The sequence below is a fragment of the Streptomyces fungicidicus genome, assembly GCF_003665435.1.
In the GTDB taxonomy this organism is placed as follows: Bacteria; Actinomycetota; Actinomycetes; order Streptomycetales; family Streptomycetaceae; genus Streptomyces; species Streptomyces fungicidicus.
Window position 1 is genome coordinate 5,220,472 of the sequence record NZ_CP023407.1, and the last position, 12,180, is coordinate 5,232,651.

Sequence of the window (12,180 nt, forward strand, 5' to 3'; positions counted from 1 at the left end):
TACTGCCGCCGGTTACGCCTCGAAGACCTCGCGCACCAGCTGCTCCTGCTCGGCCTGGTGGCGCTTGGCGGAGCCGACCGCCGGGGACGAGCTGTGCGGCCGCGAGATGCGGCGCAGACGCTCGTCGTGCGGCACGTCGGCGCCGACCGCCAGGTCGAGGTGGTCGATCAGGTTGAGCGCGATGAACGGCCAGGCACCCTGGTTCGCCGGCTCCTCCTGGGCCCACAGGTACTTCTCGGCGTTCGGGTACTTCTTGATCTCCGCCTGGAGCTCCGCACCCGGCAGGGGGTACAGGCGCTCGATGCGGATGATCGCGATGTCCGTCGCGCCGCGCTTCTGCCGCTCGGCCTCGAGGTCGTAGTAGACCTTGCCCGCCGTGAAGACGACCTTCTTCACCGCGGCCGGGTCGACCGAGGCGTCACCGATGACCGGGCGGAACTGGCCCGTGGTGAACTCCTCCGCCTTCGCCGCCGCGGCCTTCAGACGCAGCATCGACTTCGGGGTGAAGACGACCAGCGGCTTGTGGTGCGGGTTGTGCGCCTGCCAGCGCAGCAGGTGGAAGTAGTTCGACGGCGACGTCGGCATGGCGACCGTCATGTTGTTCTGGGCGCAGAGCTGCAGGAACCGCTCCGGACGGGCCGAGGAGTGGTCCGGGCCCTGGCCCTCGTAGCCGTGCGGGAGGAGCAGGACCACACCGGAGGTCTGGGCCCACTTCTGCTCCGCCGACGAGATGAACTCGTCCACGACCGTCTGCGCGCCGTTGACGAAGTCGCCGAACTGCGCCTCCCACAGCACGAGCGCGTCGGGGCGGGCCAGCGAGTAGCCGTACTCGAAGCCCATCGCCGCGTACTCGGACAGCAGGGAGTTGTAGACGTTCAGCCGGCCCTGGTCCTCGGAGAGGTACTGCAGCGGCGTGTACTCCTCGCCCGTGCTGCGGTCGATGATGACCGCGTGGCGCTGGCCGAAGGTGCCGCGCTGGGAGTCCTGGCCGGCGAGCCGGACCGGGACGCCCTCCAGCAGCAGCGAGCCGAGGGCGAGGGTCTCGCCCATGCCCCAGTCGATCGTGCCGTCCTCGACCATCGACGCCCGGCGCTGCAGCTGAGGCAGCAGACGCGGGTGGACGGTGATGTGGTCGGGGATGTTGACCTGGGACTCGGCGATCCGCTTGACGGTCTCCGTGGTCACCGCGGTGTTCACGGCGACCGGGAACTCGGCCTGCGGGTCCGACGGCTCGACCGCCGCCGGCTGCGAGGTGGCCTCGCGGACCTCCGTGAAGACCTTCTCCAGCTGGCCCTGGTAGTCCTGCAGCGCCTGCTCGGCCTCTTCCAGGGTGATGTCGCCGCGACCGATCAGGGACTCGGTGTAGAGCTTGCGCACCGAGCGCTTCTTGTCGATCAGGTCGTACATCAGCGGCTGGGTGAAGGCCGGGTTGTCGGACTCGTTGTGACCGCGGCGGCGGTAGCAGATGAGGTCGATCACCACGTCCTTGTTGAACGCCTGGCGGAACTCGAAGGCGAGCCGCGCGACGCGCACGACGGCCTCCGGGTCGTCGCCGTTCACGTGGAAGATCGGGGCCTCGATCATGCGGGCCACGTCCGTCGCGTACATGGAGGAACGCGAGGACTCGGGGGCCGCGGTGAAGCCGACCTGGTTGTTGATGACGACGTGGACCGTGCCGCCGGTGCGGTAGCCGCGCAGCTGCGACATGTTCAGGGTCTCGGCCACCACGCCCTGGCCCGCGAAGGCCGCGTCGCCGTGGATCGCCACCGGCAGGACGGTGAAGTCCGTGCCGCCCTTGCCGATGATGTCCTGCTTGGCGCGGGAGACGCCCTCCAGGACCGGGTCGACCGCCTCGAGGTGCGAGGGGTTGGCGACCAGCGAGACCTTGATCTGCTCGCCGTCCAGGCCGGTGAAGGTGCCCTCGGCGCCCAGGTGGTACTTCACGTCGCCGGAGCCGTGCATCGACTTCGGGTCGAGGTTGCCCTCGAACTCGCGGAAGATCTGCGCGTACGACTTGCCGACGATGTTCGCCAGCACGTTCAGCCGGCCGCGGTGGGCCATGCCGATGACGACCTCGTCCAGGCGGGACTCGGCGGCCGAGTCCAGCACCGCGTCGAGCAGCGGGATGACGGACTCGCCGCCCTCCAGGGAGAAGCGCTTCTGGCCGACGTACTTGGTCTGCAGGAAGGTCTCGAAGGCCTCCGCCGCGTTCAGCCGGCGCAGGATGCGCAGCTGCTCCTCGCGCTCCGGCTTGGTGTGCGAGCGCTCGATGCGGTCCTGGATCCACTTGCGCTGCTTGGGGTCCTGGATGTGCATGAACTCGACGCCGGTGGTGCGGCAGTACGAGTCGCGCAGCACGCCCAGGATGTCGCGCAGCTTCATCAGGGACTTGCCGGCGAAGCCGCCGACGGCGAACTCGCGCTCCAGGTCCCACAGGGTGAGGCCGTGCTCGACGATGTCCAGGTCGGGGTGCTTGCGCTGGCGGTACTCCAGCGGGTCGGTGTCGGCCATGACGTGGCCGCGGACCCGGTAGGAGTGGATCAGCTCGAAGACCCGGGCGGCCTTGGTGACGTCGTCGTCGTGCGAGGCGTCGATGTCCTTGAGCCAGCGGACCGGCTCGTAGGGGATGCGCAGCGCCTCGAAGATCTCGTCGTAGAAGCCCTTCTCGCCGAGGAGGAGGTTCGCGACCGCGCGCAGGAACTCGCCGGAGGCGGCGCCCTGGATCACCCGGTGGTCGTAGGTCGACGTGAGCGTCATGACCTTCGAGATGCCGAGCTTGTTCAGGGTGTCCTGGGAGGTGCCCTGGAACTCCGCCGGGTAGTCCATGGAGCCGACGCCCATGATGACCGCCTGGCCGGGCATCAGCCGCGGCACGGAGTGGACGGTGCCGAGGCCGCCGGGGTTGGTCAGGGAGACCGTGACACCGGTGAAGTCGTCCATCGTCAGCTTGTTGTCGCGGGCGCGACGGACGATGTCCTCGTAGGCCTGCCAGAACTCGAAGAAGTTCAGCGTCTCGGCCTTCTTGATGGCCGCGACGACCAGCTGGCGGTCGCCGTTGGGCTTCACCAGGTCGATGGCCAGACCGAGGTTGACGTGCTCCGGCTTCACCAGGGTCGGCTTGCCGTCCACCCGGGCGAACGAGTGGTTCATCGTCGGCATGGCCTTGATGGCCTGCACCATCGCGTAGCCGATCAGGTGCGTGAAGGAGATCTTCCCGCCCCGGGCCCGCTTGAGGTGGTTGTTGATGACGATGCGGTTGTCGAACAGCAGCTTCACCGGGACCGCGCGCACGGACGTGGCCGTGGGCAGTTCCAGGGAGGCGTCCATGTTCTTCGCCACGGCGGCGGACGGGCCGCGCAGGGTCACCTGCTCGGGGCCGGTCTTCGCCTCGGCGGCGGGCTCGGCCTTGGCGGCGGCCGGCTTCGCGGCGGGCGCGGCGGCCTTCGCCGGGGCGGGAGCCTGCGCCGGGGCCTTGGCGGCCGGCGCGGCGGCGGGTGCGGCCTGGGCGGGCTGCGCGGCCGCCGGAGCGGGCGCGGGCGCCGCGGGGCGGGCCGGAGCGGCCGGCTGCGCCGTACCGGTGGTGCCCGTGGCCCCCGCGGCCGCGGTACCCGCCGGAGCCGAGGTCGCAGGCGCGCCCGGCTTGTAGTCGGCGAAGAAGTCCCACCAGGCTCGGTCCACCGAGTTCGGGTCCTGGAGGTACTGCTGGTAGATCTCGTCGACGAGCCATTCGTTGGCACCGAAGGCCGCAGCGGGGTTCTTGCCCGCTTGGTCGGTGTCGGTCGAGATGCTCGAGTTACTGGGGGACTGTGGCGACACGGCGTCAACCGCCCTCTTCCGCTTCGCAAGATGATGGACAGCGGAAATAAAGGCTACGCCCCCGAGAGCGAGAAGGTCAGGCCGGGCCCGTCCATCGTCGTGTAAGTCACATTGCGGAGCGTGTTTCGGCGCGGGAAATGGCGGGAAACAACCGTGGTTTTGATTCTTCGGAGGGCTTCAGGCATCGCTCGGCCGGGCCTCGGCGCGCAGCTCGCGCGGGCCTGTGCCTGATCACACGTGTCCGTCAGCGCGAACACGGATGGATCTTGCGGCTCCGCTTCGAACTTTACGTCAACTTGGTACGGAAGACGCTCCCGGAAGAGTGACAAGGATCCGGCAGCCCCGCTCGGATTCGGCCACGCCGATCCGGCCGCCGTGCAGATCCACGGCCCAGCGGGCGATCGCCAGGCCGAGACCGGTGCCGCCGTCGCTGCCCGGGCCGTGCGGCCGGTTGACGTTGCCCCGGTTGAACCGCTCGAAGACCCGGTGCCACTCGGTCCGCGGAATGCCGGGCCCTTCGTCCAGCACCTCCAGCTCCAGCGACTCCGGCCGCTCCCCGCGCCGCGCCCGGACCGTCACCCGGCCGTGCGGCGGGCTGTGCTTGACCGCGTTGTCGATGAGGTTGGCGACCACCTGGTGGATGCGCTCGGGGTCGGCGTGCGCGACCAGCTCCGGCGGGGACACGTCGAGGTGCAGATGGACGTCCGTACGGGTGTGGCTGCCCGAGCCGGAGGCCATGCCCGCGCGGGCCGAGGCGACCATGTTGGCCTCCTTCAGCACCCCGGACAGGTACGGCCACACCTCGAAGCGCCGCTTCTTCAGCGGGACCACGCCGTTGTCCAGGCGGGACAGGTCGAGGAGCGTCTCCACGAGACGGCCCAGGCGCTCGGTCTGCTTCAGGGCCGTGCGCATCGTCTCGGGATCGGCCCGCGTGACGCCGTCGACGATGTTCTCCAGCACCGCGCGCAGGCCCGCGATGGGGGTGCGCAGCTCGTGCGAGACGTTGGCCACCAGCTCCTTGCGCTGGCGGTCCTGGGCCTCCAGCTCGTCCGCCATGGCGTTGATCGTCTGGGCCAGGCCGCCCAGCTCGTCCCGCCGGTTCTCGCGCACCCGGCGGGTGTAGTCGCCGTGCGAGATGGAGCGGGCGACGGCGTTCATGTCGTCCAGCGGAGCGGTGAGCGAGTGCGCCACGAACTGCGTGATCAGGAGGGTGGCGATCATCGAGAAGATCGTGATGAAGCGCAGCTCCGTCTTGGTGTGCACGGCGATCACCGAGAGCCCGGTGGTGATCAGGACCGAGACGACGACCAGCGCGCCCAGCTTGGTCTGGATCGAGAACGGGCGTACACCGCCCCAGGGCGGCTGCGCCCCGGGGCCTCTGCGTCCGGCCGGACCGTCGCTCATGGCGTCGGCGTCTCCAGGGCGTAGCCGACGCCGTGCACGGTGCGGATGCGCTCGGCGCCGATCTTCCGGCGCAGCGCCTTGATGTGGCTGTCGACCGTGCGGGTGCCGGAGGCGTCCGCCCAGTCCCAGACCTCGGCCAGCAGTTGCTCGCGGGAGAGCACCGCGCGGGGCGTGTTCGCCAGGCAGACCAGCAGGTCGAACTCGGTGGGCGTGAGATGCACGTCCTCGCTGCGCACCCGCACCCGGCGCTGCGCGTGGTCGATCTCCAGTTCGCCCAGGCGCAGTATTCCGCTGCGCGGGGTCGTCGCCGCGAGGGCGGCGCGCTCCATGCGGCGCAGCAGCACGTGCACGCGTGCCGCCAGCTCCCGCATGGAGAAGGGCTTCGTCATGTAGTCGTCGGCGCCGACGCCCAGACCGACCAGCATGTCGGTCTCGTCGTCACGCGCGGTGAGCATCAGCACCGGCAGCGGCCGCTGGGCCTGCACGCGCCGGCAGACCTCCAGGCCGTCGAAGCCCGGCAGCATGATGTCGAGGATCAGCAAATCGGGCTGCCAGGCCTCCGCCGTGTCCACCGCGGACGGGCCGTCGCCCGCCGTTTGCACCAGGAATCCCTCGGCGCGGAGGCGAGTCGCGATGGCGTCCACGATCGTCGCGTCGTCCTCGACCACCAGGACCCTGCGCTGTGCGCCGGGGGTGGTCGTGGCCGTGCCGTTGTGGGAGGTCTGTGTCTGCTCCATCGCCCGCCCCTGAGGTGTGCTTTTTCGGAATCAGTGGGGTGATCCGTCGTCTGCGCATGACTGCGATTGACTCTTGAATGATCTGCGTCAGGGCAGCAGCGTACGGGGAGTCACCGCGCCTTTGCTATCCAGGGCGGACGCCGATGTGCACGACGTCCGGAACGCCCCGGGCAACGGGGACCTCTTCGGTACGCACCTGACGGAACCCGGCATTCCGCAAGGTTCCTTCAAATTCCGGGGACGGTTGCGCCGACCACACCGCGAGTACGCCGCCCGGCCTCAACACCCTTTCACAGGCCGCCAGTCCGCTGAGCGAGTAGAGGGTGCCGTTGTCCTCGGTGACGGTCCAGTCGGGCCCGTTGTCGATGTCGAGGCAGAGCGCGTCGAACGTGTCGGACGTCTCATGGACGTAGCGGACCAGGTCCGTCTCGATGATCTCCGTGCGCGGGTCGGCGAGGGCCCGCGCGGAGAGCGCGGCCAGCGGCCCCCCGCGGTGCCACTCGATGATCGCCGGCTCGCGTTCCACCACGGCCACGCGCCCCCACTCGGGCTGTCCGGCGGCGTGTGCGAGCGAGAAGCCGACCCCGAGGCCGCCGATCAGGACGTGCGGCCGGTGCGCCGTGCGCCCGTCGAGCGCGGCCAGGGCGGCGTCGACCAGCCGCCGTTCCGAGCGGCCGTCGGAGGTGTCCATCAGGAAGCAGCCGTTGGCGATGATCTGCAGCAGGTCGCCGTGCCTGCGCAGCACGACCTCGCCGTACGGGCCCTCGCGGCGGTCCAGGATCTCGGGGGCTTCGGGAATGTCGTACGGGGTGGACATGCGTTCATCCTGACAGCTCCCCTTCCCGCGGCGGCCGGCACCTCAGGGACCCCGGAACGATGATCGCTCAGAGCGAACGCGCCCCCGGGAACATTCGGCGGCTCAGGAGCATTGAGTCGGCATAGCTCAACTTGACTGCCGAAGGGGAGATCATGGCTGCTGAGTCCACACCGCTCGCCCTGCCCGTGCTGCCGCTCGACGACGAGGTCGTGCTGCCGGGGATGGTGGTTCCGCTGGACCTGAGCGATTCCGAGGTGCGCGCCGCGGTGGAGGCCGCCCAGGCCGCCGCCCGGTCAGCCCCGGGCAAGCCCAGGGTGCTGCTGGTGCCACGCGTCGACGGGACCTACGCCGGCATGGGCGTGCTGGGCACGGTCGAGCAGGTCGGCAGACTGGCCGACGGCGATCCGGGCGCCCTGATCCGAGGGCGGGGCCGCGTGCGCATCGGCGCCGGGACGACCGGGCCCGGCGCGGCGCTCTGGGTGGAGGGCACCCGGACGGACGACTCCGTGCCGGAGCCGCTGCCCGGACACGTGTCCGAACTCGTCAAGGAGTACAAGGCGCTCGCCACCGCCTGGCTGCGCAAGCGCGGCGCCTGGCAGGTCGTCGACCGGGTCCAGGCCATCGACGACGTCTCCGCGCTCGCCGACAACTCCGGCTACTCGCCGTTCCTGACCACCGAGCAGAAGGTCGCCCTGCTGGAGACCACCGACCCGGTGGCCCGGCTGAAGCTCGCCACCCAGCAGCTGCGCGACCACCTCGCCGAGCAGGACGTCGCCGAGACCATCGCCAAGGACGTCCAGGAGGGCGTCGACAAGCAGCAGCGCGAGTTCCTGCTGCGCCGCCAGCTGGAGGCCGTCCGCAAGGAGCTGCGCGAGCTGAACGGCGAGGGGGGCAAGGACTCCGCGGAGGAGTCCGACGACTACCGCGCCCGGGTCGAGGCCGCCGACCTGCCGGAGAAGGTCCGCGAGGCCGCGCTCAAGGAGGTCGACAAGCTGGAGCGGTCCTCCGACCAGTCGCCCGAGGGTTCCTGGATCCGTACCTGGCTCGACACGGTCCTGGAGATGCCGTGGAACGAGCGCACCGAGGACGCGTACGACATCCGGGGCGCCCGGGCCGTGCTGGACGCGGAGCACGCGGGCCTGGAAGACGTGAAGGAGCGGATCACCGAGTACCTGGCGGTGCGCAAGCGGCGCAGCGACCGGGGTCTCGGCGTGGTCGGCGGGCGGCGCGGCGGCGCCGTGCTCGCCCTGGTCGGCCCGCCCGGCGTGGGCAAGACCTCGCTCGGCGAGTCCGTGGCCCACGCGATGGGCCGCAAGTTCGTCCGCGTCGCCCTCGGCGGCGTCCGCGACGAGGCCGAGATCCGCGGCCACCGCCGCACCTACGTCGGCGCGCTGCCCGGCCGGATCGTGCGGGCGGTGAAGGAGGCCGGCTCGATGAACCCGGTCGTCCTGCTGGACGAGATCGACAAGGTCGGCTCCGACTTCCGCGGCGACCCCGCGGCCGCCCTGCTGGAGGTCCTCGACCCGGCGCAGAACCACACCTTCCGGGACCACTACCTGGAGGTCGAGCTCGATCTGTCCGACGTCGTGTTCCTGGCGACGGCCAACGTCCTCGAAGCCATCCCGGAGGCCCTGCTCGACCGTATGGAGCTGGTCCGCCTCGACGGCTACACCGAGGACGAGAAGGTCGTCATCGCCCGCGACCACCTGCTCCCGCGCCAGCTGGAGCGGGCCGGACTGGCCGCGGAGGAGGTGACGGTCGACGAGGGCGCGCTGCGCAAGCTGGCCGGCGAGTACACCCGCGAGGCCGGGGTGCGCACCCTGGAGCGGTCCCTCGCGCGGCTGCTGCGCAAGGTCGCGGCCCGGCACGAACTGGGCGAGCGCGAGCTGCCCTTCACCGTGACCGCGGCGGACCTGCGGGACCTGATCGGCCGGCCGCACCACGTGCCCGAGTCCGCGCAGGACCCGGCCGAGCGCCGCACCGCCGTCCCCGGTGTCGCCACCGGACTCGCGGTGACCGGCGCCGGCGGGGACGTCCTCTACGTGGAGGCGTCCCTGGCCGACCCGGAGACGGGCGCGGCGGGACTGACCCTGACCGGCCAGCTGGGTGACGTGATGAAGGAGTCCGCGCAGATCGCGCTGAGCTTCCTGCGCAGTCACGGCGCCGAACTGGAACTGCCGGTGGGCGACCTGAAGGACCGTGGCGCGCACATCCACTTCCCGGCCGGCGCGGTCCCCAAGGACGGCCCCAGCGCGGGCGTCACGATGACCACCGCCCTGGCCTCGCTGCTCTCCGGCCGGCTGGTCCGCACCGATGTGGCGATGACCGGTGAGGTCTCGCTGACCGGGCGGGTGCTGCCGATCGGCGGGGTGAAGCAGAAGCTGCTCGCCGCGCACCGCGCGGGGATCACCACCGTGATCATCCCCAAGCGCAACGAGCCCGACCTGGACGACGTCCCGGCGGAGGTGCTGGACGGGCTCGACGTCCACGCCGTCACCGACGTCCGCCAGGTGCTCGAACTGGCGCTGTCGCCGGCCACCAGCGGCGCTGCCCCCGAGGTTCCGGTCGCGGCGTGACGGACGCGACCGGATGAGGGAAGGCCCGGGTCCCGTGAGGGAGGCCCGGGCCTTTCACCGTCTCCGGCGGGAAGCCCGCCGGTTCAGCCGAGCGCGAGGGCGCGTACCCGGTCGAGGGTGCCGTTGAAGCGGTCGTGGTCACCGACGGTCGGTCCGGTCGAGGTGTACTGCCACATCGTGTACGTGCTCCAGCCGGCGGGCAGTTCGCCCGCGGTGGAGGCGTACCGGGCGATCCACAGGGGAGTGGTGGCGGCGAAGCCGGAGTAGTTGCCGGTGCACTGCTTCCACCAGCTGGTGGCCGTGTAGATGACGGCGTTCCGGCCGGTGCGGGCCTTGTACTGATCCAGGAAGTCGCGGATCCAGCTCACCATCCCGCTCGCGGACTTGCCGTAGCAGGCGTCACCGTACGGGTTCCACTCGATGTCGAGCACGCCCGGCAGGGTGCGTCCGTCCGCGGTCCAGCCGCCGCCGCGGTTGACGAAGTAGTCGGCCTGCGCGGCGCCGCTCGCGGTGTCGGGCGTGCCGAAGTGGTAGGCGCCGCGGATCATGCCGACGTCGTAGGAGCCGTCGTACTGCTGGGAGTGGTACGGGTTGCTGTAGTAGGTGCCCTCCGTGGCCTTGGCGTAGGCCCATCTGACCCCGCTGTTCCACAGGGTGTTCCAGGCGACGTTCCCCTGGTGGCTGGAGACGTCGACACCCTCCGTCTGGGTGGAGCGGGCGGTGGGGAGGCCGTCCTGGCCGTCGTGGCCGACCACGCCCATGCCCATGTGGGCGGAGCCGCGAGGGGGAGTGGTGGGGGCGGATTCGGCGGCCACGGCCGCCGGGGGAAGGGAGAGGACCGCGAGCAGGACCGCGCCGGCGGTCCCGAGCGCGCGTATACGGGTGAGGCGGGAGCTGTGCACAGGCATGACGCATCTCCGAACGGTCGGTGGGGCGAACCCGGAATGTGACCCACATCGCATGTAGTGGGCATGCCACGTAGTCGCCTGGTGGGGGAACTGCCCGCGTGGACCGCGACGGGGCGGAGCGGCCGCTCACCGCGATCGGTCCACGCCTGCGAAATACTGGTGGAGCTGCGGAGGCGTCGCCACTTGGCGGGACACCCTCCGCACCGGAGAACCGAAGCAGGGACAGACGTGCACGAAGACGGAAACGGCGGCGCGGAACACGCCGCCACCCCGGAGCCCGCGAGGGGTGTCAACCAGCCCGGATTCCTCGCGCTGGAACGCGAGTTGACGGTGCTGCTGCGGCGCGCCCGGGCCAGCCAGGGAGAGATGGCCCGGGCGGTCCATCCCGACCTGGAGCCGTCCGCGTACGGGCTGCTGGTCCGTCTGGATGAGTGCGGCGGGCAGCGGGCCACCGAGCTCGCCGCCTACATCGGCGTCGGCAAGGCGACGATGTCGCGCCAGCTGCGCGCGCTGGAGGAGCTCGGGCTCGTCGCCCGCGAGCCGGACCCCGCCGACGGCCGCGCCTGGCTGGTCGCCGTCACACGGGAGGGACGCGAACGGGTGAGCAGGGTCCGCGAGGCCCGCCGCGCCCGCTACGCCGGACGGCTCGCCGACTGGGACCCCGCCGAGGTCACGGAACTCGCCCGGCTGCTGAACCAGCTGAACCGGGGGACGGAGAAGTGACGGGGCTGCGCTAACGGGGTGAGAGCTCCACGTGGACCACGGTCGCGTCGTCGTGCGTCTTTCCCGCGCGCGGCTGCACCAGGCCGGAGTCCGCCCGCTCCAGGTCCCGTACGCGGTCCACCAGGGACCGCGCCCCCTCCTCGCGGACCAGGGCGAGACAGTCCGCCCAGTCGCCCTGGTGGAACCGTTCCACCCAGCGCGCCGCCCCGTCCGTCAGCGCGGTCAGCGTGCGCACCTCCTCGCGGGGCAGCGACCCGGCGACCGCGCGGGACGCCACCGAGGGATCGGCGGCCGCCGTGAAGAAACCGCCCTCCTTGTTGCGCAGCGTGGTGTCCACCAGGGCGTGCGTGGCCAGGGCGGAGCGGGGCAGCCGGTCCAGCCGGTCGTCCAGCAGCGCGGTGACCGAGCCGTCCGGGGACCCGGCGAGCAGCGCCGAGTCGGACAGCACCAGGTACTCGACCGACGCCGGTGACCAGCGCGCCAGCACCACCGTCGCCTGAGGTGTGCGGGGGTGAGAAAGGTCACAGGTTGCCGCGTGGCTGTCGGCGGTACGGATCAAAGCCCGGGACAGCAGCTCGGGCAGCGGAACATCCGGGAGGGAAACGGTCAGTTCGGTCAGCGCGCCGCCGAGCCGCGCGGTGAACCAGGGAACGGAATGCAGACAGCCGCCCCCGTCCCGCGGCGGCGTGACCCCGTCCAGCACCACGAGCGAGCCGCCCAGCCCGGAAGCGGGAAGCCCGACGCTCGCGAAGTCCTCGTTGGGACGGCCGGGCCCACCGGGCTCCGAAACAAGCTCCGTACGCATCCGGCCAGTCTGCACGAGCCCTCCACAAGGGTCGCGAAAGGCCCCACCCCGTCGCCGGATCCACCCAGCCGCGCAGGTCAGCCGCCTGGTTTGGGGGCAATTACGATGCTCCGGGAAGGCGTGGCGGCGAATATTGCCACTCGCCCGCCGGGGACGTCCAACCGGCGTGCCGCGCCCGGCCGCTGCCCGGTGCAACGGAACTTGCCCACCAACTCACGTCCGGGGTTCACTCCTTCGAGTGGCGGGTCAGGTGATGCGCATCCACTGTCCACGCCCACTGGGAGGGTCGGGGAGCGATGGGGGCGCCTCGCTGTCCGAGCACGGCCAAGAGCTCGGCGTGGACGCCCGCACCCGTTGACGGAGCGTCACCCGGGCCAAACGGGTACACGAGTCA

General features: G+C 71.1%; 8 protein-coding genes. 2 read left to right on the plus strand and 6 right to left on the minus strand.

Annotated elements, in window-relative coordinates; translation table 11 throughout:
- Positions 1 to 12 precede the first annotated feature (12 nt).
- The 4 genes from CNQ36_RS24025 to CNQ36_RS24040 form a co-directional block, all read right to left on the minus strand.
- On the minus strand, positions 13 to 3,816 hold the full coding sequence (locus tag CNQ36_RS24025) for a multifunctional oxoglutarate decarboxylase/oxoglutarate dehydrogenase thiamine pyrophosphate-binding subunit/dihydrolipoyllysine-residue succinyltransferase subunit (RefSeq protein ID WP_004925752.1): 3,804 nt from the start codon (positions 3,814 to 3,816) through the stop codon (positions 13 to 15).
- A gap of 291 nt (positions 3,817 to 4,107) precedes the next feature.
- Entirely contained in the window at positions 4,108 to 5,220 is a 1,113-nt protein-coding gene (locus CNQ36_RS24030; protein ID WP_004925751.1) for a HAMP domain-containing sensor histidine kinase, read from the minus strand.
- Positions 5,217 to 5,957 carry a response regulator transcription factor gene (locus CNQ36_RS24035; protein WP_004925748.1) on the minus strand — a complete coding sequence of 247 codons (741 nt, stop codon included), beginning with the start codon at positions 5,955 to 5,957 and terminating at the stop codon, positions 5,217 to 5,219. The genes CNQ36_RS24030 and CNQ36_RS24035 overlap by 4 nt, the downstream gene beginning before the upstream one ends.
- Positions 5,958 to 6,081: 124 nt before the next feature.
- Positions 6,082 to 6,774, minus strand: a complete 693-nt coding sequence (locus CNQ36_RS24040) for a spermidine synthase family protein (RefSeq protein WP_121547496.1) — start codon at positions 6,772 to 6,774, stop codon at positions 6,082 to 6,084.
- 152 nt (positions 6,775 to 6,926) lie between these two features.
- Between CNQ36_RS24040 and lon the strand changes: the two genes are divergently transcribed.
- Positions 6,927 to 9,350 carry an endopeptidase La gene (gene lon, locus CNQ36_RS24045; RefSeq protein WP_121547497.1) on the plus strand — a complete coding sequence of 808 codons (2,424 nt, stop codon included), beginning with the start codon at positions 6,927 to 6,929 and terminating at the stop codon, positions 9,348 to 9,350.
- A gap of 83 nt (positions 9,351 to 9,433) precedes the next feature.
- On the opposite strand, the gene CNQ36_RS24050 is transcribed toward lon, so the two are convergent.
- Positions 9,434 to 10,258, minus strand: coding sequence for a lysozyme (locus tag CNQ36_RS24050; RefSeq protein ID WP_121547498.1), 825 nt, complete (start codon positions 10,256 to 10,258; stop codon positions 9,434 to 9,436).
- Positions 10,259 to 10,486: 228 nt separating this feature from the next.
- Between CNQ36_RS24050 and CNQ36_RS24055 the strand changes: the two genes are divergently transcribed.
- Positions 10,487 to 10,981, plus strand: coding sequence for a MarR family winged helix-turn-helix transcriptional regulator (locus tag CNQ36_RS24055; RefSeq protein WP_121547499.1), 495 nt, complete (start codon positions 10,487 to 10,489; stop codon positions 10,979 to 10,981).
- Between the two features lie 10 nt (positions 10,982 to 10,991).
- On the opposite strand, the gene CNQ36_RS24060 is transcribed toward CNQ36_RS24055, so the two are convergent.
- A complete protein-coding gene (locus CNQ36_RS24060; protein WP_121547500.1) occupies positions 10,992 to 11,786 on the minus strand; it encodes a protein phosphatase 2C domain-containing protein in 795 nt (264 codons plus the stop codon).
- Between the last annotated feature and the right edge of the window lie 394 nt (positions 11,787 to 12,180).